19 protein-coding genes and 1 pseudogene are annotated in these 23,330 nt (G+C 58.1%); 13 read left to right on the plus strand and 7 right to left on the minus strand.

All coding sequences use genetic code 11. The features are described from left to right. From ABYT07_RS08150 to ABYT07_RS08175, 6 genes and pseudogenes are all read left to right on the plus strand, one after another. Positions 1-775, plus strand: a pseudogene (locus tag ABYT07_RS08150) (hypothetical protein); the annotation flags it as partial. 224 nt (positions 776-999) lie between these two features. Further along, positions 1,000-1,527 carry an acyltransferase gene (locus tag ABYT07_RS08155; RefSeq protein WP_372990733.1) on the plus strand — a complete coding sequence of 176 codons (528 nt, stop codon included), beginning with the start codon at positions 1,000-1,002 and terminating at the stop codon, positions 1,525-1,527. Beyond that, positions 1,524-2,543: a Gfo/Idh/MocA family protein gene (locus ABYT07_RS08160; RefSeq protein WP_372990734.1), complete on the plus strand. Its 1,020-nt coding sequence runs from the start codon at positions 1,524-1,526 to the stop codon at positions 2,541-2,543. Before ABYT07_RS08155 ends, ABYT07_RS08160 begins: the two co-directional genes overlap by 4 nt. Further along, the gene (locus tag ABYT07_RS08165) at positions 2,540-3,676 is read left to right on the plus strand and encodes a DegT/DnrJ/EryC1/StrS family aminotransferase (protein WP_372990736.1); all 1,137 of its coding nucleotides are present in this window, start codon (positions 2,540-2,542) and stop codon (positions 3,674-3,676) included. Before ABYT07_RS08160 ends, ABYT07_RS08165 begins: the two co-directional genes overlap by 4 nt. Further along, positions 3,673-4,674, plus strand: coding sequence for an SDR family NAD(P)-dependent oxidoreductase (locus ABYT07_RS08170; protein WP_372990737.1), 1,002 nt, complete (start codon positions 3,673-3,675; stop codon positions 4,672-4,674). The genes ABYT07_RS08165 and ABYT07_RS08170 overlap by 4 nt, the downstream gene beginning before the upstream one ends. Continuing rightward, a complete protein-coding gene (locus ABYT07_RS08175; protein ID WP_372990738.1) occupies positions 4,671-5,849 on the plus strand; it encodes a DegT/DnrJ/EryC1/StrS family aminotransferase in 1,179 nt (392 codons plus the stop codon). Before ABYT07_RS08170 ends, ABYT07_RS08175 begins: the two co-directional genes overlap by 4 nt. Positions 5,850-5,912: 63 nt before the next feature. Here the strand turns inward: ABYT07_RS08175 and ABYT07_RS08180 are convergent, their stop codons facing one another. Next, positions 5,913-6,551: a NeuD/PglB/VioB family sugar acetyltransferase gene (locus tag ABYT07_RS08180; RefSeq protein WP_372990740.1), complete on the minus strand. Its 639-nt coding sequence runs from the start codon at positions 6,549-6,551 to the stop codon at positions 5,913-5,915. A 448-nt stretch (positions 6,552-6,999) separates the two neighbouring features. On the opposite strand from ABYT07_RS08180, the gene ABYT07_RS08185 reads away from it, so the two are divergent. Beyond that, positions 7,000-7,761, plus strand: coding sequence for a LuxR C-terminal-related transcriptional regulator (locus ABYT07_RS08185; RefSeq protein WP_372990741.1), 762 nt, complete (start codon positions 7,000-7,002; stop codon positions 7,759-7,761). 11 nt (positions 7,762-7,772) lie between these two features. Here ABYT07_RS08185 and ABYT07_RS08190 read toward each other — a convergent pair whose 3' ends face one another. The 5 genes from ABYT07_RS08190 to ABYT07_RS08210 form a co-directional block, all read right to left on the minus strand. After that, positions 7,773-9,221, minus strand: coding sequence for a lipopolysaccharide biosynthesis protein (locus ABYT07_RS08190; protein ID WP_372990743.1), 1,449 nt, complete (start codon positions 9,219-9,221; stop codon positions 7,773-7,775). After that, a complete protein-coding gene (locus ABYT07_RS08195; RefSeq protein ID WP_372990745.1) occupies positions 9,218-10,480 on the minus strand; it encodes a glycosyltransferase family 4 protein in 1,263 nt (420 codons plus the stop codon). The genes ABYT07_RS08190 and ABYT07_RS08195 overlap by 4 nt, the downstream gene beginning before the upstream one ends. Positions 10,481-10,569: 89 nt before the next feature. Continuing rightward, positions 10,570-11,607, minus strand: coding sequence for a UDP-glucuronic acid decarboxylase family protein (locus tag ABYT07_RS08200; RefSeq protein WP_372990747.1), 1,038 nt, complete (start codon positions 11,605-11,607; stop codon positions 10,570-10,572). Positions 11,608-11,683: 76 nt separating this feature from the next. Then, on the minus strand, positions 11,684-13,135 hold the full coding sequence (locus tag ABYT07_RS08205) for a sugar transferase (RefSeq protein ID WP_372990748.1): 1,452 nt from the start codon (positions 13,133-13,135) through the stop codon (positions 11,684-11,686). Positions 13,136-13,297: 162 nt separating this feature from the next. Then, positions 13,298-14,605, minus strand: a complete 1,308-nt coding sequence (locus ABYT07_RS08210) for an O-antigen ligase family protein (RefSeq protein WP_372990750.1) — start codon at positions 14,603-14,605, stop codon at positions 13,298-13,300. Between the two features lie 244 nt (positions 14,606-14,849). Here ABYT07_RS08210 and ABYT07_RS08215 point away from each other — a divergent pair, with 244 nt between their 5' ends. The 6 genes from ABYT07_RS08215 to ABYT07_RS08240 all read left to right on the plus strand — a co-directional run bounded on the left by ABYT07_RS08215 (position 14,850) and on the right by ABYT07_RS08240 (position 23,059). Next, complete coding sequence (locus ABYT07_RS08215; protein ID WP_372990752.1) at positions 14,850-16,193, plus strand: polysaccharide biosynthesis/export family protein; 1,344 nt, start codon at positions 14,850-14,852, stop codon at positions 16,191-16,193. Then, positions 16,190-17,149 (plus strand): glycosyltransferase family 2 protein, encoded by a 960-nt coding sequence (locus tag ABYT07_RS08220; RefSeq protein ID WP_372990754.1) that lies wholly within the window; start codon positions 16,190-16,192, stop codon positions 17,147-17,149. The genes ABYT07_RS08215 and ABYT07_RS08220 overlap by 4 nt, the downstream gene beginning before the upstream one ends. A gap of 287 nt (positions 17,150-17,436) precedes the next feature. Beyond that, positions 17,437-18,558 carry a glycosyltransferase family 4 protein gene (locus ABYT07_RS08225; protein ID WP_372990756.1) on the plus strand — a complete coding sequence of 374 codons (1,122 nt, stop codon included), beginning with the start codon at positions 17,437-17,439 and terminating at the stop codon, positions 18,556-18,558. After that, the gene (locus tag ABYT07_RS08230) at positions 18,555-20,705 is read left to right on the plus strand and encodes an exopolysaccharide transport family protein (RefSeq protein ID WP_372990758.1); all 2,151 of its coding nucleotides are present in this window, start codon (positions 18,555-18,557) and stop codon (positions 20,703-20,705) included. The genes ABYT07_RS08225 and ABYT07_RS08230 overlap by 4 nt, the downstream gene beginning before the upstream one ends. 230 nt (positions 20,706-20,935) lie before the next feature. Then, positions 20,936-22,054, plus strand: coding sequence for a GDP-mannose 4,6-dehydratase (gene gmd / locus ABYT07_RS08235; protein WP_372990761.1), 1,119 nt, complete (start codon positions 20,936-20,938; stop codon positions 22,052-22,054). Positions 22,055-22,087: 33 nt separating this feature from the next. After that, on the plus strand, positions 22,088-23,059 hold the full coding sequence (locus ABYT07_RS08240) for a GDP-L-fucose synthase family protein (RefSeq protein ID WP_372990763.1): 972 nt from the start codon (positions 22,088-22,090) through the stop codon (positions 23,057-23,059). 23 nt (positions 23,060-23,082) lie between these two features. On the opposite strand, the gene ABYT07_RS08245 is transcribed toward ABYT07_RS08240, so the two are convergent. Then, on the minus strand, positions 23,083-23,330 hold a 248-nt coding region (locus ABYT07_RS08245), incomplete at its 5' end, for a hypothetical protein (RefSeq protein WP_372990765.1).

Consider the following 23,330-nt stretch of genomic DNA (forward strand, 5'->3'; position numbering starts at 1 on the left):
TGTCACCTTTGAAAACGCGTTGCACGACCCTTCGGTGGTGATGGGCGGAATGACTGAAAACGGTCGGGATCCCTATACTGTGCGGGTCCGTGATGTGACGTCCGACGGGTTCGAATACCAGATCGACGAGTGGGATTACCTAGACGGAAAACACACCACGGAATCGATCAGCTGGCTTGCCATCGAAAGCGGGACACACCAGCTTGAGGACGGGCGGACGATCACCGCAGGAAGTAGTTCGGTGGGGGATAGCTGGAACGCCATCTCTTTCGGGGACGGAATCTTTGATCAGGCACCGGTGGTGTTTGGCCAGTCCTCCAGTGACGGCAATGCCACTGCCGTGGTGGACCGGATCAGGGACGTTACGTCAGATGGTTTCGAGACGCGCTTGTATGGCGAGGAAGCCTCGACGGCACCGATCATCGAAGATGCATTCGACTGGATTGCTGTCGAAAATGGCGGCAGTGCATCGGGTGGATCACTTGCAGGGACAACAGGCGATATTGTAACCCACAAGGGGGCCAATATCGACTTTGACGGAAACTTTGCAACCGAAGAATTTGTCTTCCTTACGGAAATGCAAACCACGAATGGTGCCGATCCTGCAACTTTGCAAACCACTGCGCTGGACCAGGATATGATTACCATGGCAGTCCTTGAGGAACGGTCGCAAGACAGCGAGCTAAGCCATACGAATGAAGATGCAGGCTTTGCCGGGTTCGATGTGGCACCGATCTATTGCATGCCCAACGAAGTTGACGACAGCTTCTTCTAAATAATCTGTGATACCGCGATGCTTTGGCGTCGCGGTATCATCCCCCTACCGTCCCATATCCCCCCAAAGGATTCTGGGCGCATATTCTATGATAAAATGGCCCTTCGCTTTCGCCCGATTGTATGAACATCGCAGCCTTTCGGACAAGTTACGCGGCACCACGATCTCCCTAATCTCAAGGGTGGCATCATCCACTGTGACGGTGCCCTTACCAGACAAGGGGGATGACTGCTTTGACCGTCAAGAATTGCCTGATTGCGCATGGCGCGCAGATATTTCAACACGATCTCGTCAATCTTTATGGCTGCGAGATCGGTGCCGACAGCCGCATCGGACCTTTTGTCGAGATCCAGGATGGCTGCGTTATCGGTGCAAGATGCAAGATTTCATCGCATAGCTTTCTATGTTCGGGCGTGACGCTGGAAGACGAGGTTTTCGTCGGCCATGGCGTGATGTTTACGAACGATAAATATCCGGCCAGCACCAACCCTGATGGCAGCCTGAAGGGCAAGGACGACTGGCACTGCGAAGGTACCCACGTTGGCCGTGGCACAGCGATCGGGTCGAACGCGACCATCTTGCCGGGGCTTACCATCGGCAAAGGTGCCGTCATTGGGGCAGGGGCCGTCGTAACCCGTGATGTTCCTGCACATACGATTGTGACAGGCGTTCCCGCACGCCCCGTCGGAACCACCGACGCCGCCATCACAGCCAAGCGCCACGATGAGCCGCAGCAGACGGTGATGTCATGATTGGCATCGGGATTATCGGTTTCGGGTATTGGGGGCCAAACCTTGCCCGTGCGGTCAGCGAAAGCGGCGTTGCGCGGGTGGAAATGATTGCCGACGGGGCGGACAAGGCCCGCGAACGCGCTGGGCTGCGGTATCAGTCGTCTCGTATCGTTGCTGAACCGTCCGAGATATTTCGGGACCCGGCGGTCGATGCGGTTGTCATTGCCACGCCGGTCCACACGCATTTTGAACTGGCCATGGCGGCCCTCAAGGCTGGCAAACATGTGCTTGTCGAAAAGCCGATGACCGAAACGGTCGCGCAGTCCCTTCGACTGGTCGAAGAAGCGGCCCGGCGCAACCTGACGCTGATGGTGGATCACACGTTTATCTATACACCCGCCGTGCAGAAAATCTCGGGGCTGATCAAGTCGGGGGAATTGGGCGATGTCTATTACTACGATTCAACGCGGGTGAACCTTGGTCTGTTTCAACGTGACGTAAACGTCATTTGGGACCTAGCGGTACATGATCTGGCGATCATGGATCACCTGCTGGATCAGCATCCGGTGGCAATCTCTGCCACCGCGAACGGGTTCCTGACAGGAAGCCCCGAAAATATGGCACATCTGACAGTGCAATATGACGGCGGCGCGGTCGCACATCTGAACGTCAACTGGCTGGCCCCTGTGAAAATCCGCCAGACCCTTGTTGGCGGCAGCCGCAAGATGGTCGTCTATGATGACATGCAAACCAGCGAAAAGGTCAAAATCTACGACCGTGGCGCGTCCTGTGGTGACGGGCCTTATGAACATCTTGTTTCCTACCGTCTGGGCGACATGTCCGCCCCGGCGCTGTCATCCAAAGAAGCGCTGTTGACCGAAGTCGAGGAATTTGTCCGCAGCATCCAAAGCGGGACTGCGCCGCTTACCGATGGTCAAGGCGGTTTGCGCGTTGTCGAAATGCTGGCTGCTGCCAGCCAGTCGACCAGATTGCGCGGCCATCCCGTAGATCTTGTAACATTAAAGGAAGCGTCATGATCCCCTTTCTGGACCTCAAGCGTCAGTACGCGAATATTGGCAAGGATATCGAAGGTGCGGTGATAAAGACGCTGCGCAGCGGGCATTATGTGTTGGGCGACAGCGTTGACCGTTTCGAGGGAAATTTTGCCACCTATTGCGGCACGCGCCATGCCCTTGCTGTCAGCAGCGGTACCTCTGCCTTGCACCTTGCCTTGCTGGCCGCAGATGTCGGGCCGGGCGACGAAGTCATCACCGTTCCCACGACATTCGTCGCGACCGTTGCGGCGATCCTTTACTGCGGGGCCACGCCTGTTCTGGTTGACGTAGATCCAGAGACCCTCACGATGGATCCGGCGCAATGCGCCGCCGCCATTACGGCGAGGACAAAGGCGATCGTGCCGGTGCATTTCCACGGACGGCTGGCGGATATGGCAGCACTTTGTGCCATCGCTGACGAAAACCAGCTGACAGTCATCGAAGATGCAGCCCAGGCCCACGGTGCCGTGCGGGACGGCAAACGCGCCGGCAGTTTTGGCCACATGGGATGTTTCAGCTTTTACCCCGGCAAAAACCTTGGCGCGGCCGGCGAGGGGGGGGCCGTTACGACCGATGATCCGCAACTTGCCGCCCGCATCCATATGCTGCGTGACTGGGGGCAGGAACGCCGTTCGGTGCACAGTTGTCTAGGATACAATTACCGGATGGATGCAGTGCAGGGCGCGGTGCTGAACATCAAGATGGCCCATCTTGAGGATTGGAACAACGCGCGACGGCAGGTTTCACTGGCCTATGATGCGGGCTTGAACGATTTTGTCGGAAAACCCGTGGGTGCGGGTCAGGCAGATCATGTTTTTCATGTCTACGCCGTCACATCGGACAAACGTGACACATTGCGCACAGCCCTCGAGGCGGCAGGAATTGGCACCAACATCCACTATCCAAAACCTGTGCACCTGCAACCCGGCTACGCAAATCTCGGGTATGGACCGGGAAGCCTGCCGGTCGCTGAATCCTACGCAACCCACACCCTGTCGCTTCCGATTTTTCCAGAACTGAAACCGGACGAGGTGGCACAAGTCATATCTGCCGTGAACACCTTTGCGGCGCACACGCCGCTTGATGCAGCCGAGCAAATGGAGACAGTATCATGACCGACGACACAATCCTGAAAAATGCGCGGGTTCTGGTAACCGGCGGCAGCGGCTTTGTCGGATCTCACATCGCTGACCTGCTGTTGGATGAAGATGTGAAAGAGGTCGTCATCGTGGATAACATGGTCCGCGGGCGCCCCGAGAACCTTGGCGATCTGCGCAAGAACCCGCGCCTGCGGCTGATCGAGGGCGACATTCGCGACCGGCCGATGATGCGGGATCTGGTGGCGCAAAGCGACGTTGTGTTCCATCAGGCCGCGCTGCGTATTACCCATTGCGTGGCCGAACCGGATGAGGCGATGGAGGTCATGGTGAACGCCACCTATGATCTTTTGCGCAACTGCATCGACCACAATGTGCGCAAGGTTGTTATGGCATCGTCAGCCTCGATTTACGGCATGGCCGACCAGTTCCCGACGCCCGAAACCGGTGCGCCCTATGCGAACCGCACGCTTTATGGTGCGGCAAAAACCTTTGGCGAAGGCTTGCTTCGGTCGTTCCATGATACGGACGGGCTGGATTATGTCGCTTTGCGGTATTTCAATGTGTACGGGCCGCGGATGGATTTGCACGGCAAATACACCGAAGTCATGGTGCGCTGGATGGAACGGCTGGCCGCCGGGCTTCAGCCAGTGGCCTTTGGTGACGGGCATCAGACCATGGACATGATCCATGTCCGTGACGTTGCGCGCGCCAATATCCTTGCGGCCAAAGCCCCTGTCACCGACCGTGTCTACAACGTGGGATCAGGAACCGAAACATCGCTGCTTGAACTTGCGCATCATCTGGCGGCTGGAATGGGTCGCCCTGACATCAAACCGGGCCACGCGCCAGAACGGTCGGTAAACCCTGTGCCGCGACGGCTGGCCGACGTGTCGTCAGCGACGCAGGATCTGGGCTTCACGAGCGAGATCGGCATCGAAGAAGGGCTTGCCGATCTCATTTCGTGGTGGCGCAGTGAAAACGCCACCCTGCGTCCGACGGAGGCCGCAGAATGATCCCCATCGCAAAACCCTGTCTGGGACCGCTCGAGGCTAAAGCCGCCGAGCAGGTCATCGCGTCAGGTTGGGTATCCCAAGGACCGCAAGTCGCCGCCTTCGAGGCCGACTTTGCTGCATTCACCGGCGCACAGCATGCCTGCGCCGTTTCCAACTGCACATCGGCCCTGCATCTGGCCTTGCTGGGTGTCGGGGTGCGCCCAGGGGACGAGGTTATCACCGTGAGCCATTCGTTCATCGCCGGTGGCAATACGGTGCGCCAATGTGGTGGCACCCCCGTCTTTGTCGATATCGAGGCGGATGGCTACAACATTGATCCTGAACAACTGGCCAGGGCCGTCAGTCGGCGCACCCGCGCAATTCTGGTCGTGCACCAGATGGGGATGCCTTGTGACATGCGCGCCATTTTGCAACTGGCAAGCCGCGAGAAGATCGCCGTGGTCGAAGATGCGGCCTGCGCCGTGGGGTCAGAAATACAGTTCGGAACAGGGTGGCGCAGGATCGGTCGCCCGATGGGGGACGTGGTGTGTTTCTCGTTTCATCCGCGCAAGGTGATCACCACGGGCGAGGGCGGCATGCTGACCACCAACAACGCTGCCATTGATGCAGATTTCCGGCTGTGGCGCCAACACGGCATGTCTGTTTCAGACACCAGTCGACATGCCAGTGCGCAGGTCATTTTCGAAGACTACCCTGTGCAGGGCTACAATTACCGGATGACCGACATGCAAGCGGCCATCGGGCGCGAACAGCTCAAGCGGTTGCCGGACATTGTGCGCCGCCGTCGGGCCTTGGCAAACCGCTACCGGCTGGCGCTTCAGGAAATGGAGGGCGTCACCCCGCCTGTCGAACCGGTTTGGGCGCGATCCAACTGGCAAAGCTATTGTGTGCGCCTTGAAGACGGGATCGATCAGGTGGCTTTGATGCAAACGATGCTGGATCAGGGCGTGGCGTCGCGGCGGGGTATCATGAACATGCACCAAGAGGCCGCGCAGCGTGATGTCCCGCTGGCGTTTCCTTTGCCACGGTCCGAGGCCGCGCGCGATCATTCGGTTTTGCTGCCGCTTTATGCGCAGATGACAGACGATGAACAGGATACAGTGCTTGGCGTTTTGGCTGATGCGTTGAAAACACGGCACCGCCCCGCCCAAACCGATCTTGCGCAGGCCGTCTGAATTTTGATCAGGTACCCCTTTGGAGAAAGTTCCAGATCATGTACCCCTTCGGGCAACTCTTGGTCATGTACCCCTTTGGGGTAACGGGCGGGCAGGGTTGCCCGCCACAACCGTTCCAGCCGGAACATCGCGCACCACCACGGACCCCAATCCGACCAATGCGCCATCCCCGACAGTCACCCCATTGCCAATAGCACTGCCGCTGCCGATATAGCAGCCGTGGCCAATCTGTGCGCCGCCAGCAATGATAACCCCTGTGCCGATCAGGGAAAAATCCCCGATCGTGACATCATGGTGAACAACCGTATGTGGCAGGATCAGAACATGATCGCCGATCTGCGCGTTCGATGTCACCAACACCCCGTCAAACAGAACCGTCCCGCCGCCCAGCTGTGCAAAGCGCGACACCGACGCCGTGGGGTGGTCAAAGCGTGCATAGCGGTCGTGCGGCAGGCCCAGGCGTTCAACAATATCTGCCCGGGCGCGAAAACTGCTTGGGGACCCGATGAACAGCAAAAATTGCGCCTGCGGGAAATCCCCGGCTCGAGACAACGGCAATATAGGGACACCCTCGAAAGATGTGCCTGCGTGGCGCGCACCATCGTCAAGGATGGCTGCAATTTGGTATCTGTCTGAAAGGGCGACAAAAGCTTCGGTACTATTTCCGCTCATGCCAATTAGGACAAGGGTTGGACGCGCCATATTATTTCCGCCGTGATGCTGTTTTCTGTACGAGATTGACAAATATCAATGTGTTAACGCCAAAGTATTAGACCATTAATATCATATGGGAGTAATACTTTTTTATCACGATCCAGGCCGGTTTGGTACCTTTGAGTGGCTTTAAGTAGCTATCGGATCGGTCGATTATAGTTCGATTTAATATCCAATCACGCGTCGCTGCATACACCTTTGCTGCGACACCTATGCCTCTTGAATGAGGCAGTACGACGAAGTGGTGAATGAGGAGGGGGCGCTTGACGTCTTTGGGTAGAACGAATCAAAAAAATGGGGAACTAATGATGCCATCTGGGCATAGGCACACTGCCTTTTAGAAACGAACACCAAGAGTGTAGTGCTTGGTCAGATTTCATGCTCAAAAGTTGATCGTTCCAAACCCCATTCATATATTGAAAAGGGTTGATAGAAAATGACTAAGATCACAAAGGTGAGCCAACCGCTCGCGATAAATGTGCCTAGAACTTATAGCGCACGCACTGATAGCCATACGCCTGAAATTATCAACATCGTCTGCAAATTACCATTCGAGCTGGACGTTCTTGGTAATTTACTGCGCCGGGTTTTCCCCGATGCAGATATCCGTTGCTTCAAGGATGCATCGGAATGGGACGCGACATCGAATTGCGACACAAGCAAAGAGATTTTGCTGTATAGCCTTGGGGACGACGAGATCTCCGATGATGCGGTCAAATCCGAGCTTCGTGAATTCATTTCGGATGCGGGAACCCGTCGAGTGATCGTGACATCGCACAGCAACGACACCATGTCTGTCTTTGAGGCCATCGAATGCGGTGCCGCAGGGTTTATCCCAGCAAATGCCGGACTTGATGAACTGCTTGAAGCCATCAGCGCTGACTTTGCAAAATGTGTTGTGATCCCGCGGGCCAGTCTGGAAGCGCTGCGTGCAGAATTGCCCGAAACGACCCCGCAAAACCCCGGTCTTGAACGCTTTTTCACGGAAAGACAGCTTGATGTCGCCCGGGCGTTGCAACGTGGTGACGCCAACAAGATCATCGCCTACGATCTTGGGGTCTGTGAAAGCACGGTTAAGGTGCACATTCGCAATATCATGCGCAAACTCTCTGCGACGAACCGGACCCAAGCGGCGTACAAGCTTAACCAGCTGGCCAACGGTGATCCTGATATTGAGCGTAACCTGATCAATGTCTGAAAGCAGATGCGCTAAAGCACTTTCGACCTTTTTCCACCGAAAGGTCGGTAGGACCAAGCGCGTGTGACTTCAGATATGATCGGGCTGGACATCACGAACAGTCCCATTGACCAACCGACAGCGGCACCTGCCACCGCAAGGCAGGACGCAACAACACCCAGTTCCGGACCTTGAATGGTAACAAGAACAAGCGGAACAAAGGCTGACGCTGAAGTGATGACAAAGCATTTCCAGAGCAACCACGCGACATCACGCCCCTTTAGGGGAACGTGCCGATGGACCGCCAGCATCATGCCGATGGCTTGGATCGGATTGACCAGCAGCAGGCTCCAGGCGACTGCAATCAGGCTGATCTGACTGGCAGCATAGATAATCGACGTTGATATGACGAAAAGGATGAGGCTGACGATGGCCATGTCCCGGATCCGCCCCATCGCCACCAGAACCGGAAATGTCAGGGATGCGGGAAACAGCGCCATTCCGGCGATGGCAACGATGCGCAAGATCGGAATGACCTCAAGCCATTGTGACCCAAGCAAAAGGCGCACGATCGGATCGGCAAGCACCGCAAGGCACGCCATAGCGGGCCATTGCAGTGTCGCGACCAGTTCAAGCCCGGTCAGATAGCGTTTGGACAGCGCTTCGCCCGACCGAAAACGGGCTGCGAAATCAGACATGATCACAGGTTGGACGGCGCTTAGCAGGGTTTTTTCGACCAGTTGCGACAGCGACAGCGCGCGTGAAAACAGACCAACGGCGGTGAACCCCAAAAGTCGCCCAAGGATGAACCGCGGAAAACTTTCGAACACCATGCCAAGGATGGTCACCAGCGTGGTCCAGAACCCGAACGGGACGACACGCCGCCATTCGGCCAGCGTCAGCCGGAATACCCACATGTCAGGCCGCGCCACCAAGGCAACGACACAGGCGACAAAGGCGGCACCGACCGACCCCCAGATCAGGCTGAAGGCACCGTAGCCTGCAAGCGCAAGGCCGATGGACAGTCCAGAATTCACGACCGTCGACAGGATGTTGGTCCATGCCACGGCCCCGAACGCCATGTCGCGCCGCATGAGGGCCAGTAAGGGATTGCTGATTGGGGCCGCAATGAAGGCTAAACAGGCGATGCGGATCATCAAGGTCATTTCCGGTTCGTCAAAGAAGATGGCGATCCAGCCGGCCGCAAAGAAAATTCCTGCTCCTAGCGCAAGTGATAGCAGTGTCATGATGGTAAATGCGGTTTGGACAAAACTTTGCGTCAGGTCCTTTTCTTGCACAATGCAGGCGGCGACGCCGAAGTCGCGGAACGCTTCGATCAGATAGACCAGTGAACTGGCAACGAGGAACACGCCGATTTCAGCAGGGGTCAAAATCCGAGAGATAATGGCCATGGACCCGAAGACCACGACCGTGCTGATCGCCCTGTCAGATATCGCAAAGGCAAAAGAACGGCGGATCATGAGAACTCGGTCGAATCTGGGGTCGACCCGTTAGATATGGACCGCGCGCTTGACTTTTTGCCTTGTCCGTCCTTATCCGCGCGCCGGTCCCGCGATGCCGTTTTGAACCGGCGATCGCGAAAATAGTAAAATGATGACCGTGTGACGTCTGCAACCGGCAGGCCTGGTGACACGGTCGCGGCTTCCTCACAATACTTGGCCAGCTTTCCGCTCAGCTCTTCCAGCGCGTGGTTCCGGTTCACATAGTCTTGCCCGAAGGCCCCTATGGCACCCCGCAAAAGGGAATCCCGCGCGAGGCCGCGGATCATGTTTTCAAGATGATAGGTTTCACCATCGTCGCGTCCGACACCGTAAAAACCGGTGGTCTCAAAGGTTTCAGCGGATTGTGGACAAAAGGGGCGCGCAAAGCCTTTTTCTCCGGTGACGATGACCGGCTTGCCAAAGGCCATGCCCCGCAGGGCCGAGCCCCCCATGCCAAGCACAATATCCGCTGCGGCATAGGCGGGGCGCGGGTCGGCAAGCGCACCGGTCAGGATGACAGCTTGGCGTCCAAGCGCGGTATTGGCGGCATTGGCCTGTCGCTCAATCTCGGGTCGGGCAGCACCATCACCGACGATTACGAACTGTATCGGAACGTCACCACCGATATGGCGGACCGCCTCGATGGTATGAAAGATGTTTTCCGATTTCATTACGTGGGAAAGGCGCGACACAGTGACAAGTGCTAGACAATGCGGCTGTAATCCCAACTGGGCACGGGCAGTTTTTTCGCAAGGCAGGCCCGGCGCATTGCCTGTCACGTCAACTGGCGGCGGCAGCAGCCATGCTTTTTGCCAGCCTTTTTGGATCGCCTCTTGTTGCAGGCCCCGAAACCCGAATGTGGTGGGTACACCTTTGGGCAGGACGCGCGTGAGGTTCATCATCATGTCGCTGATCAGCAAGGGAACTTTAAGCGGAAGATAAGCCCCGAGATAGGCCTCTAGGCCCTGCCACCAGTCCCACGCATGGATCAGGTCGGGCTTTTCATCGCGGACAATGTCACGCAGGGTCCGCATCCGGGAATAGGACGGATGAAACCGGGAGTCGGGTGCCGCCACTAACGACAAGCCCTTTTCTTTCAAAAGCGCCTCCATCGGTCCGGGTGTGGCGTGAAACACAATGTCAAACCCGTGACGGTCCCGCAGCGCCGCAGCAAGTTCAATCGCGTTGGTCTGCGTCCCGCCCAATTCCAACCGGTGCGCAAAAACAAGCAGTTTCATAAATTGCCTTCTTTCCCTAACAGCAGGATCGCCGGACTGCGATCTGGCCCTTTTGCTGAATGTTGCTGTGGTTTTTGCTGCTCAGTTTTCTAAGGTGCTGCCGCGCGACCGCCGCCGTTTGCCCTATGGCCTTTGGGCCATTGAATGGCTTTGGGAGATTGGGTGGCGACGTCGACGTCACGGGTCAGCAGATCATCGAAATAGGCAATCGTCGCCTCAAGCCCTTCGCGCAGGGCGACCTTGGGCTCCCAGCCCAAATGCTCTTTGGCGCGCGATATGTCGGGCTTGCGCTGCGTGGGGTCGTCTTGGGGCAGGGGCAGAAAAACCATCTTGGACTGCGCGCCGGTCATCTCGATCACCAACTCTGCCAGTTCGCGGATGGTGAACTCTCCGGGGTTGCCAAGGTTGACGGGCATGGGCGTATCTTCGGGCGCGTCCATCAGCGCGCGGAACCCTGCGATCAGGTCATCGACATAGCAGAACGACCGCGTCTGCAACCCGTCCCCGAACAGGGTGATCGGCGCGCCTTTCAGCGCCTGTACGATGAAATTCGACACCACGCGCCCGTCGTTCTGGCTCATCCGGGGGCCGTAGGTGTTGAAAATGCGGGCCACGCGAATATCGATCTGGTACTGTCGCTGATAGTCGAAAAACAGCGTCTCGGCGCAGCGTTTGCCTTCGTCATAGCACGCACGCGGCCCGATCGGGTTCACGTTTCCCCAATAGCTTTCGGGCTGGGGGTGTACAAACGGATCGCCATAGACCTCGCTGGTTGAAGACTGAAAGATCTTTGATTTCGTGCGCCGGGCAAGACCCAGCATGTTGATGGCACCCATCACGTTGGTTTTCACCGTGCGCACCGGATCGGTCTGGTAATGAACGGGCGATGCCGGACAGGCGAGGTTCCAGATTTCGTCGACCTCGACAAAGAGGGGGATCGTCACATCGTGGCGCAGGACCTCGAACCGGGGGTTGTCCAGCAGATGCCGGATGTTCTGGCGGGAACCGGTTTGGAAGTTATCGACGCAGATAACCTCGTGCCCGTCATTCAGCAGACTTTCGCACAGGAACGAGCCGAGAAAGCCCGACCCTCCGGTGACCAGCGTTCTTTTCGTGGCAGCAGACATTGCTATTCCTTTCTCGGATGATGTTGGGCGCTTTCAAGCCGCGCCAGAATAATAGGGGCCACAAAGATAGGGCGGATCAATACGCGCCCCTCCGCCCCAGTACGGCTGCGAAGGTCCGCAGGAGGATCGACATATCGCCCCAAAAACAGCGGCCGTTGATGTAGTAATCATCAAGCTGTTGCTGGCCTTCCAGATCGGCCGAGCTGCGTTCGGATATTTGCCAAAGGCCGGTCAGCCCGGGAACGACCGACGCGCGGCGTTCGCGAAAATCAGGGGGCATTGCCGCAAGGTGGTAGTCGGGAAAGGGGCGGGGACCGACTAGGCTCATGTCACCGCGCAGGACATTCAAAAGCTGTGGCAGTTCATCAAGGCTGGAGGCGCGCAGAAAATTGCCAATATAAGGCAGAATGCGCGGGTCCTTTCGCAGTTTGAAATGCGCCTCCCACTCAGCGCGGACGTGCGGATCGCGAGCCAGAAGATCTTGGAGCACCTTTTCTGCGTCGATGAACATCGTCCGCAATTTCAGCACGCCGATAATTTTCCCACCGCGTCCTTCGCGGGGTTGAACGTAAAAAACAGGGCCGGGATCGACGCACCAAACAAGGGCGGCGGTGATTGCAATGATAGGCAAGGCAATCAGGGCAAGCGGGACCGCAAGCGCGAGGTCGAACAGGCGCTTTATCTTGTCTACCGGTTGGGAGGGCTGGCGATGGTTCAGGGCAAGATGCAGGCCGATTTCGCCACCGTGTTCGGAGGGATGTACCCCGGACATGGGATGCCGCGGTAGATCCGAAACAAGGATGACATCCTGTTGTCCTCGCCGCAGCGCCCTTAGGGTTGCAGCACTTGGCAGGTTGTGGTCGGCCCATAGCACGACGTCGGCAGGCATGCGGCGATCCACGGGCCGGAAACCGATGCCAGAGTGGGCGCGCAGATAGGCCCGTGCCTCGGCGACGGCTTCGGGTGTGCCACATAGATGCACCGGCACGCCCCAATTGGAAAACTGTTTCAGAACACTACGCATCAGCTTGCGGACCAAGGTCTGCAACAGACCGGTCGCGATAAAGGCGGTGCAGAAAATCCCGAAGGTGGCCCAGCCGACCGGCGCAAGATACAAAATCGCAGCGACCGCGATGCCGCCCGCACCGGCCCAGGCCAAAAAGGATCTGCGCAGCCGCGCGTCAGGATGCAGCCCGAAACCGGGGTAAAGACCAAGCGCGGTTTTCACGCCGATATGCACCGTGCCGCCAAATAACAAGATCCGCCCCAGCAGCGCTGACCCTGTTGCATCGGCAAACAAGGCAAGCGTGAGCAAGATCACGATCCCCAATGTCGCAAGATCAATCAGCACAAAGCTGCCGCCTGCCGCCGCCGTTGGCGAGATGAAAGGCACGTCAGTTTGCGAGGGCTTAAGGACCGGACGGTTGCCCGTGGCGTCACGGGGCGTCCACGGTGTTATGTTGCGCGCAATGGCTTTGCCCCGTGGCGATGGAGCGTTTGGATTGGCGTGATGCGGCATGGCAGTCATTTCCAGTGTCCTTCCAGAAGTTGTCCTGCAATCAGTCTGTAGAAGCCACACATGTGCCGGAACCTGTCAGATTGGATATGCTTCTGCACCAAACGGTGAATTCCGGTCCCGGGCCTGTGCATGTTCAGGCACGGTGCTGTCCCGGACGCAGCACTTCGGCGGTCAGGTTGCAGATGTGGCCACTCGCATAAAGTGCGGTTTTGATCGTCGCGCTTCGGCATGGTTGTAAGAGCCGGTCAGCACGGCGGTCGAGAACAGGATCCAGATGATATCGTTCTGCATCAACATGTTGCTTTCGGTCAGGTTCATCACAAGGACCGACAGGATCAGCACGATACACCAAAGCCATCCGTCCCGCGGTGCTGTGACTGTCAATGCGATCGTCTGGTGGATCGCCCGAAGCGTCACCAGCGCAAACAGGGCCAACCCTACGACACCGGTCCCAAGCAGCACGTCGCGGTATCCGTTATGGGCGTGAGGTGGCTCCCAGCCGAGGGTCTCCCAGATTTCCCACATGGTCAGATTGCCCGGCGACCAGAATGCACCGTAGCCCTGACCAAGAACGGGATGTTGCGCAATTTCGGTATCCAACATGCCCCAAAGCGGTGTTCGCCCGGTAAAGGTCACATCCCTTCCGAGCGCTTCGAGGAGGGGCACAAAGCCAAGGATGAACAGCACGCAGAGCAGGACAAGACCCAGAATAATGCCGAACTGGAACACCAGACGTACAATCCCGCGTCGCCGCGCAATCATGACAACAGCCTGCGAAAAGCCAACCGCCGCCACGCCCGCGAAAAAGCTGGTCATCGAGGTCGAAAGCAGACATCCGGTCCACCCCAGCACGACCATCCCCGTGCCCGCCCGCCGAAGGCCGGCCGCCATGTCATGCCGCGCAGCGATCCCGGCGATAATCAGAAGAACCGACATCCAGCCGAACACGTTCTTGTTAAAGAAGACCCCGCGCATGGTCCCGTCCTCGGGCGTGAAGGCGAGGCTTGGCCAAGCGATGCCTGCGCCCAGCGACAGAACAAGCGCTGCGCCAATGGCCGTTCCTATGACGATGATCTGCTGGCGGGGCGTGAAGCGTGTCGCCAGCAAAAAGGCAACGCCCATTGACAGCACAAGCGCCACCGAGCGGCGCAAACTAAGAGCGGGACTGATTGACCACAATGATGATAGTATCGGCAGCATCAACAACAAAAGCATCGGTATATTTCGAAGCCCCGCTTTGATCAGCAAGCCGGGCCGTGCCGCAAGCAAGGCAAAGCTGAGCGCGTAGATCGGCAGATACAGAAGTCTGAGTTTGGCCCGCTCGGCATCATCAAGAATGCCGTCCGCCCCCTGCATCAGCAGCGGAAACACGGCACCGGTGTGGATGAAGATCCCGAGAGTGACGGTGATCCATTCCAGGCGCCTTATCCCCCCCTTTGCGGACGCGGTTGGTGGAGCTGTGTAAGCTGTATGTTCCATCCTGTTCCCAAGCCCCCATTCATCTTCACAGACATCTGATTGGAAACCGGGCCGGATCGAAACCCGCCGAAAGGGTTATTGATGCGCCCATTTGGAGAGTAAGGGGTGCGCGCCATACGCCGGTCGGTGGGGTCATCCCTGCTATTTCAGCCTAACGAGGGGATATCGGTCCGGCCTTTGACGCGGAATTCTTTGACAGATGACAGGCGGCCTTTTGGCTGTTTGAACCCGAGCAAGGAATGCCATGCGACAGTCACTATATCATCATGCGTCTGGGACCCTGCGCCGTGTCCGTTTGTTCAGGGCCTGTGTGACCCTTGTCCTATTGCTTGGGGTCACCTTGCTTGGGTCCACCGCCGGTTTTGCCGGAACCCCTGTTGCGCGCGGCGATGTGTTGCGGGTCGAGGTGCTGAATGCGCCCGAATTATCCCGCGAGGCCGCCGTGGACGTTGACGGGCGGATCACGCTCCCCATGTTGGGGGCCGTCGAGGTTGCGGACCGTGACACCGATGATATCCGCAAGGTTCTTGTTTCTGCCTTTCGCGAAGGGGGGCTGCTGACCAGACCGGACGTTCTGGTCGAGATCGCGTCGTATCGCAGCATCTATGTCGGGGGCAGCGTCGGGCGCCCCGGTGCCATTGATTTCGTGCCGGGCCTGACGGCGCGCCAAGCGTTGATCGCGGCAGGGGGGCTGCGTCTGGGGCCCGCCAATGCAACTGTGTCGCCCGAAGATATCCTGTCAGCGATGGCGCAAAGGCGCGCGCTTGAGTTCCGTTTTGCGCAAACGGTCGCGGAAATTGCGCGGCTCAGGGCCGAACTTTCAGGAGCCCAGACCTTGGCGGACCCGACCAAGGATTTAGTCGGGATCGCCCCTTCCGAGACAGAAGATATCGTTGCCGCAGCAGGGGCCTTTTTGACGGAGGTCTTGCACCGAAATGAGGCGCGCCAGCAGCATGGCAGGGAACTTATCGACCTGATTGCGCTGGAGCTGCGCACGCTTGAAGATCAAGCATCGCTTCAGACCGAGGAATCCGAAGTTCAAAAGAACGAAATTGAAAACGCGCGCGACCTCGTCGATCGGGGCCTGCTGCCGCGACCGCGCTTGACTGAGCTGTTGCGTGTACAATCGCAGCTAAGCCAGAACCGTCTGGCAAATGCCGCTTTCGCAGCGCGTGCGCGTCAGGCGGCAGAAACGGTACGCTTTGAAGAACTGAATGAAACCATGCAAAATCGCGAAACGGTGCGGCGCAATCTCAGTCTGGCACGCGCTCAGAAAAGCGATATTGCCGCGAAGATATCCGAGATCGATTTGCGCATTCTTGCGGCGGGCGGGGGTGCTGCAGATGCACGCAACATTACGCCCCGGCTGATCATCTTCAGGAAAACAAACGGGACGTCTGTGCAAATTGACGACGCCGGGCTGGATGACACGGTGCAGCCGGGGGACGTGCTGGAACTGGGCATTCAGATACCGGATGGTCCGGAAATACCCACGCCAAAAATCCCCACAATTGAAAGATCGCAGGGCGCGACATCGGGCCGCCCTAACGCGGCTGGCATCACAGTCGGAATGGGCACCAAGCCATGAACGACACGCCACAAATCAGCGCTATCATCAACAATTACAACTATGGACAGTTTCTCGGGACCGCGATCAATTCCGCGCTCGCTCAGCGCGGGGTGTCTGCCGAAGTCATCGTGGTCGATGACGGGTCGACTGACGATTCCGAAGCGGTCATGCGCAGCTATGGTGACCGGATCAGGCCGGTCTTTCAGGAAAATGCCGGGCAGGCTCAGGCCATCAACACAGGGGTTTCGATGGCAAAAGCCCCCTTGCTGGCCTTTCTTGATGCGGATGACTGGTGGCAACCCGGCAAGCTGGCGGCGGTCGTCCAAGCGTTCGAAAATTCGCCAAAGGCGGGCCTTGTCTATCACAGGTTGCAGCCCGTCTATTCGGATGGACGTTTTGCGTTTTCTGCAATTCCACGGTCGCTGTGCGAGGGTGATCTTGCGCCACGGCTTTCGCGTTCCGGCGGGCTTTGGCCGTTTCCGATGACCTCGTCGCTTGGGGTGCGTCGCACGGTTTGGGACCTCGCCGGAGATATTCCCGAAACGCTCAGGATTTCGGCAGATGCGTGGATTGCGGGGGTGTTGCCCTTTATCGCGCCGGTGGTCGCCTTGCCGGAGGCCTTGGGGCGCTACCGGATCCACAACAACACCTGGTACCGCAGCAAGGACGACGCCGAGATGCTGGCCAGACGGATGAAGCACTGGGAAGAGACCGTCCGGATGACCAACCAGTTTCTGTCACAAAGGGGGCGGTCAGAACGCATCTGGCTCAAGGACCACTTTGATTACAGGACGGGCCAACGCCGTTTGGGGCGACCCGGTGCGCCGGGATTGGTGCCCTTGATTTGGCAGGGCCTGACGCATGCAGGTGAACCGGATCCGATCCGTCGGCTGCGCAACACGCTCTTTATGCTTCGTGATCTGCGGCAGGAGCATGCCGAAGACCACCCCGTATCCGATTCCCCACTAATCTAGGTCGTGTCGTCCTTGGGGGGCGGGCATTGCGGTCGCCAGCCTTTTGGGCGGTATGCGGTGCATGGATCACCCTTTTTGCCAGATGCAACATTCAGCCGGATCAGCGCGCTTTTGCGGCTGCGGCGCGGCTTGCTCTGCCCACCAAGGCTCTTCAGCTTTGTCCGTTTGACCCGAAAGGTTGCAGGCTCCGTCAAAGGGATAATGCGACTGCCCGGCGGCGGGGCTTGTTCGATCTGGGGCTGTGCACCGAAATTGACACAGATGCTCATTCTAGGGAGAGACCAGATATGACCGATGCGACGAACGCCGTGCCAGTTATCATGCATTATGTTGCTGGTGGCACTGAAAGCGGTGGCGGTATTGGTCGGCTTGTCGGCTATATCCTGAATGAAAACAGCGCGCGGTATCGACACACCGTCCTTGATACCCGAGGACCAAAATGGAACCCGCTGCTGTCGCCTTGGCGTTTGGCCTATTGCATGGTCGCGATGACCATAGGGCAGATGCAGGCGACCCCGCATTTGCATCATTTTCACATTGCAGGGCGCGGCAGCACCGCGCGCAAGATAATCTTGGGCGCTTGGGCGCGGCTGATCGGGGCCACCTATGTTCTGCACCTGCATGACTATGACTATGCCAGTGATCTGGCGCGTCGCCCGCAGTGGCAGTTCCGGGCCATCAGATCGTTGTTCCAAGGGGCTGCCCAAGTGATCGTACTGGGCAAGCGGGATGCCGCGACTGTTGGCTATTCGCTGGATGTGCCTAAATCCAAACTCACGGTCTTGCGCAACTGTGTGCCTGATCCCGGTGCCGCGCCAGTGGAGGCGCGCGTGAAAGACCGCCGAACGTCGATCTTGTTTCTAGGCCAACTTGGTCCGCGCAAAGGCGTGCCAGAGCTTCTTGCCGCGCTCGCCAGTCCTGGCTTGGAGAATGATACCTGGCAGGCGGTCATCGCAGGGGACGGGCCGGTTGAACACTACCGCAGTGAGGCTGCTCTTTTGGGGCTGGCGGGGCGTGTCAGGTTTCCCGGATGGGTCGATGCCCAAGGGGCCGAAACGCTTCGCAAGCAGGCCGATATTCTTGTTTTGCCATCACATGCGGAGGGTTTTGCAATGGCTGTTCTTGAAGGGCTTGCCCAAGGGTTGGCGGTGGTCACCACACGGGTTGGTGCCCATGACGAGGTGCTGCTAGACGGGGAAAATGCTTTGCTTGTGCCGGCTGGTGACATCGCCGCGTTGTCTGCCGCCTTGTCGCGGCTCATCAGCGACCGTGACTTGCGCACCGATCTGGCGACTGCAGGGCGCAGGCTATTTCTTTCACAATTTGGCATAGACGGGTATGTTGATGCGCTGGAAAGGCTGCAATCCGCTCAACTGCCGGTGTTCTCGGATGAACGGAGATCAGCATGACATCCTCAACCCATTTCGGCGCGTCCCTTCCGTTTGCGATTTCAAATCCGGACGATCAACGCGTCTTCGAAGACGGTGCTGGCTGGAAAGCCGCCATGCTGCTGGTCAGACGCAAGGCCATGATGATCTTTCTGATCACGGTGCTGATCAGTCTGGCAGCGGTGCCGATCATCCTGTCGCTGCCCAAGCAGTATAGCGCCGAGACAAGATTTATGGTGTCACCAACCCCCATTTTCAAATTCGCCGAAGACGCGACAGGGCGCATGCCCGCTTTGGATATCGGGGCCGAGGTCGAACGGCTGGCGTCAGAGGACGTCGTGAAGGTTGTCATCGACCAGTTTGCGATCGCGGAGCTTTCTGAATTCAATCCCGATCTGAAAGAAGACAGCGTCGCGCAGGGGCTGGTGCAACGCGCCGCAACAGTGCTGCGCAAGGCACTGGAGGATCTGGGGATCGGTGCGTCGCCTCCGGCTGATCTGAACACTCAGGATCATGACCGTGTCACCGCCAACTTTCGCGATGCGCTGTCGATCTCTCAGGTGGGTGTCTCGAACGTAGTGCGTGTCGGCTTTAGTTCGCGCGATCCGGTGTTGGCGGCCAAGGTCCCCGGTGCGATGGTTGCGGCCTATCTGGCGCAATCGCAGGCCCATTGGACGTCCGAGATTGCCGTGGCGACCGACTGGCTGGAGTCCTGGATCGCCATCGGCAGGGCACAGTTGCAGGAAAACGAGGCTGCATTCGAACGGTTCAGAAGCCGCTCGGCCCTGAAATCAGGGGAGACTGAGTTTGTTGCCGCAAACCGGCTGTCCCAAATTGAAGAGCGCCTGTTGGCAGTGCGCAGAGAGCGGCTTGATATTGCGGGGGTGCTGCGTTCGGTCGAGGCGGCGAAAGCCAACCCCGACTTGCCGTCACTGTCCCAGCCGCCGCAGTTTCTGGAATTGCGAAAGGAGCATCAGCGCGAGTTGCGTGAACTGGAGAAAGCCGCTTCGGTCTATGGCGCCAACACCAGTGCCATCGCGTTTCGCAAGTCCCGAATTGCCGCGATCACGGCGGAAATCTCGAACGAGCTGTCTGCGCAAGAACATGTTCTAAACCTGCGCGACAAGACACTTTCGCTGGAAGAAGACCAACTGGCAGCCGATAGCCAAGAAATCCGCAGCAAGCTTGCAACATTACAAGATGCGGGGGCGCAGCTTACCTCTCTGGCCGAGAGCCTGCGCGCGCATGATGAATCCCTGTCGTTGCTTGAATACCGAAAGCAGTCTTTGCAGTCGCAGGCCCAAATGGCCCCGATCAATCTTGATATTCTAACCAGTGCAGATGTGCCGGTCAGGCCCGAGGGGGTGGGACGCAAGGTGTATTTGGCTGGCGCGTCCTTTGGTGGAATTTTATGCGCCCTGTTGCTGGCCGGGATCAGTGAATTGCGTGATAGGACTGTGCGCAGTCACGAACAGCTGTCGCACCTTCCGGGGATTGTTCCGGTTGGGCTGTGGCCTGCGCTGAACGCGACCGAGCGCCGGATGATGGCCAGTGACATTTCGACATTGCCGGATGCGACCGGTCCCAGCGTCCTGCGCGACATGCTTTTGATGCTTGAATGTTCCAACCGAGGGGCGTTTCCCAAAGTGCTGACTGTCACCTCGCCCAGTCATTCGGACAGTGAATGCCCGATAGCAGAATGGATTGCCCTGCAACTGGTAGCCGGAGGGCGAAAGGTACAGTTCATCGAGGCGCGTAAAAACAGGGTGCCGGTGAACCTGCCCAGAACTGGGGGGAAAAACGCCGCCACAGGCGACACCCCGCAGTTGCAGTACAGATCATTGTCAGACGTGGCCCAAGATCTTGGCGGAAACACTGATAAGGTGCTGAGCGCGCTGCTGAAGAGAGCAAAAGCCGAAGACATGATCACGATCATCAATGCGCCCCCGCTTTTGTCCAAAGGTGGGATGCACTACGCCCGCGTTGGTGACGGTCTGCTTTTGGTGATGGGGTGGGGCAGAACGCTGCGTCCGGCCTGTGATCTTGCGGCGGGCTTGTTGCGCAAGCTGGGGGTGCACAGGGTCTTTTCGCTGATCACCGATGCCAACCCCCGACGCCACAGGCTGTACGGGTTTACGGACCGGCTGAGCCTTGCGCGCAATTCCTGACGGCGGGCGTTTCAGCCCCTCTGCCGGGCCGTCCCGCGCTGCGCGGAACCTTGTACGCCGTTTTGGCATCACGGCCTACCAAATGGATGATGTCTGCACCCGATGATGACACTGCGCAGACACAGGGGCACCGGATAAGATTGTTGAAGAATTGCAGCCCCCAAAGCGCAGAAACGGTTTCGGAAACCAGACCGCAAGACGACACCGGGGCGAAACATAGGGACCACAGAATGAAGCGCGCATTGATCACCGGTATCACCGGTCAGGACGGATCGTATCTTGCAGAGTTCCTGCTTGAAAAAGGCTACGAGGTCCATGGGATCAAGCGGCGCGCGTCCCAGTTCAACACCCAGCGGATTGATCACATCTACGAAGATCCCCATCAGGGGGATGCCCGGTTTCATCTGCATTATGGGGATTTGAGCGACAGTTCGAACCTGACGCGCATTCTGGCCGAAGTCGGCCCCGACGAGGTCTATAACCTTGCCGCGCAATCCCATGTCGGTGTCAGTTTCGAATGCCCCGAATACACAGCCGATATCGACGCATTGGGCACCTTGCGGCTGCTTGAAGCGATCCGGTTTTTGGGGCTCAGCCAGAAGACGCGGTTTTATCAGGCGTCTACTTCCGAACTTTATGGTCTGGTCCAGCAAACACCACAGCGCGAGACAACGCCGTTCTATCCCAGATCGCCCTATGCGGTGGCGAAACTTTATGCCTATTGGATTACGGTGAATTACCGCGAGGCCTACGGCCTTTACGCCTGCAACGGGATTCTTTTCAATCACGAAAGCCCGCGTCGCGGCGAGACATTCGTGACCCGTAAAATCACCCGGGGCTTGGCTAATATTGTCCTTGGGCTGGAAGAGTGTCTGCACCTGGGCAACCTGAATGCGCTGCGCGACTGGGGCCATGCGCGCGACTATGTACGCATGCAGTGGATGATGCTGCAAAACGATACGCCAGAGGATTTCGTCATTGCGACGGGCCAACAGCATTCGGTCCGCGATTTCGTGACTTGGGCCGCCGCTGATCTGGGTCTCACGCTGTCATTCGAAGGCGAAGGGCTGCACGAAGTTGCCCGCGTTGTGCATGTCGCGCGGCGGTATGTACCGGGGGTCAAGGCCGGTGACATCATCTTGCGGGTCGATCCTGAATATTTTCGCCCCGCCGAAGTGGAAACGCTGCTGGGAGATGCATCCTTTGCGCGCGCGCGATTGGGATGGGTTCCGGAAACCCCCGCGCGCCAGATGTGCACCGAGATGGTCACGGCAGATCTTTTGGCGGCCCGACAAACCGCTGCACTGCGCGATCAGGGCTTTGCGGTTTCGGTCGCGATGGGACAATAGGCGCTTGGCCTTCAATAAAATCGGAGAGGGCATATGACGACATATTTTGTGGCGGGGCATCAGGGCATGGTCGGAAGCGCAATCATGAGGGCGCTGCAAAAGCGCAGCCCCGGGCACCCGCCAATCACCATTCTGACCCGCGATCATTCGCAACTTGATCTGACGGATCAAACTGCAGTGCGACGGTGTCTTTTTGAGATGAAACCGGACGTCGTGATTTTGGCTGCGGCCAAGGTTGGCGGCATTCACGCGAATTTCACCTTTCCGGCTGAGTTTATTCACCAGAACCTGATGATCGCCGCAAACGTCATCGATTCCGCACATCGGGCAGGGGTGCAGCGCATGCTGCAATTCGGGTCGTCGTGCATTTATCCGCGCGTCGCACCGCAGCCGATCACGGAATCTGCGCTGCTGACCGGGATGCTGGAACCCACGAACGAACCCTATGCAATCGCCAAGATCGCCGCGATCAAACTGTGCGAAAGCTATAATCGGGAATATGGCCGCGACTACCGGTCTGTCATGCCGTGCAATCTGTACGGGCCCGGGGACAACTTTAACAGCGCCTATGCGCATGTCGTCCCTGCGCTGATCCGGCGGTTTCACGAAGCCAAAGAAACAGGCGTGTCCGAGGTAACGATATGGGGGTCTGGGCGCCCCCGCCGAGAGTTCCTTCATGTCGATGATCTGGCGATTGCCGCGCTTTTCGTGCTGGATGTGCCGCTTGCCATTCATCGCGCGAACACCCGCCCGATGCTGTCGCATATCAACATCGGCAGCGGGATCGATATCCCGGTGCGCGAATTGGCCGGGATGATCGCCAAGATTGTCGGCTTTCGTGGTCATATCCTCACGGATCCTTCCAAGCCGGATGGCACCCAGCGAAAGTTGCTGGATAATTCACGCCTTGCCGCAATGGGGTGGCGACCAAAGATCAACCTCGAAGACGGTCTTCGGGCGACATACAAATGGTATATCGACAATGCGGCAGAGGTGCGGGCATAGGTCTGACGGCCTGTGCAGCGCTGCTATCTATAGCGGCCCAAGTCGCTGGCCATTGGCGGATGGCCCAAAAAGCCGCCGTTGGCAAGCAACCGGCGGTCGTGCCACAGTTTCAACTTCAGCTTTCGCAGATTGCGCCGAAGCTCTTTCAGCAGGCGGTATTTGACCGGGCCGCGGTCCGCAGAAACATTGATCCGTATATCCGAAGTACGTTCGCTTTGCGCAATCTTTTGAGACTGATTGCGTGTATCGTCTTGAATAAACATGCCTTGAA

This window comes from Sulfitobacter sp., from assembly GCF_041552635.1.
Lineage (GTDB): Bacteria > Pseudomonadota > Alphaproteobacteria > Rhodobacterales > Rhodobacteraceae > Sulfitobacter.

Bases quoted from the DNA above. Each gene is read 5' to 3' on its own strand.
- ABYT07_RS08155 (WP_372990733.1), top strand. From the start codon at position 1,000: ATGACTGCTTTGACCGTCAAGAATTGCCTGATTGCGCATGGCGCGCAG.
- ABYT07_RS08160 (WP_372990734.1), top strand. From the start codon at position 1,524: ATGATTGGCATCGGGATTATCGGTTTCGGGTATTGGGGGCCAAACCTT.
- ABYT07_RS08165 (WP_372990736.1), top strand. From the start codon at position 2,540: ATGATCCCCTTTCTGGACCTCAAGCGTCAGTACGCGAATATTGGCAAG.
- ABYT07_RS08170 (WP_372990737.1), top strand. From the start codon at position 3,673: ATGACCGACGACACAATCCTGAAAAATGCGCGGGTTCTGGTAACCGGC.
- ABYT07_RS08175 (WP_372990738.1), top strand. From the start codon at position 4,671: ATGATCCCCATCGCAAAACCCTGTCTGGGACCGCTCGAGGCTAAAGCC.
- ABYT07_RS08180 (WP_372990740.1), bottom strand. From the start codon at position 6,551: ATGGCGCGTCCAACCCTTGTCCTAATTGGCATGAGCGGAAATAGTACC.
- ABYT07_RS08185 (WP_372990741.1), top strand. From the start codon at position 7,000: ATGACTAAGATCACAAAGGTGAGCCAACCGCTCGCGATAAATGTGCCT.
- ABYT07_RS08190 (WP_372990743.1), bottom strand. From the start codon at position 9,221: ATGATCCGCCGTTCTTTTGCCTTTGCGATATCTGACAGGGCGATCAGC.
- ABYT07_RS08195 (WP_372990745.1), bottom strand. From the start codon at position 10,480: ATGAAACTGCTTGTTTTTGCGCACCGGTTGGAATTGGGCGGGACGCAG.
- ABYT07_RS08200 (WP_372990747.1), bottom strand. From the start codon at position 11,607: ATGTCTGCTGCCACGAAAAGAACGCTGGTCACCGGAGGGTCGGGCTTT.
- ABYT07_RS08205 (WP_372990748.1), bottom strand. From the start codon at position 13,135: ATGACTGCCATGCCGCATCACGCCAATCCAAACGCTCCATCGCCACGG.
- ABYT07_RS08210 (WP_372990750.1), bottom strand. From the start codon at position 14,605: ATGGAACATACAGCTTACACAGCTCCACCAACCGCGTCCGCAAAGGGG.
- ABYT07_RS08215 (WP_372990752.1), top strand. From the start codon at position 14,850: ATGCGACAGTCACTATATCATCATGCGTCTGGGACCCTGCGCCGTGTC.
- ABYT07_RS08220 (WP_372990754.1), top strand. From the start codon at position 16,190: ATGAACGACACGCCACAAATCAGCGCTATCATCAACAATTACAACTAT.
- ABYT07_RS08225 (WP_372990756.1), top strand. From the start codon at position 17,437: ATGACCGATGCGACGAACGCCGTGCCAGTTATCATGCATTATGTTGCT.
- ABYT07_RS08230 (WP_372990758.1), top strand. From the start codon at position 18,555: ATGACATCCTCAACCCATTTCGGCGCGTCCCTTCCGTTTGCGATTTCA.
- gmd (WP_372990761.1), top strand. From the start codon at position 20,936: ATGAAGCGCGCATTGATCACCGGTATCACCGGTCAGGACGGATCGTAT.
- ABYT07_RS08240 (WP_372990763.1), top strand. From the start codon at position 22,088: ATGACGACATATTTTGTGGCGGGGCATCAGGGCATGGTCGGAAGCGCA.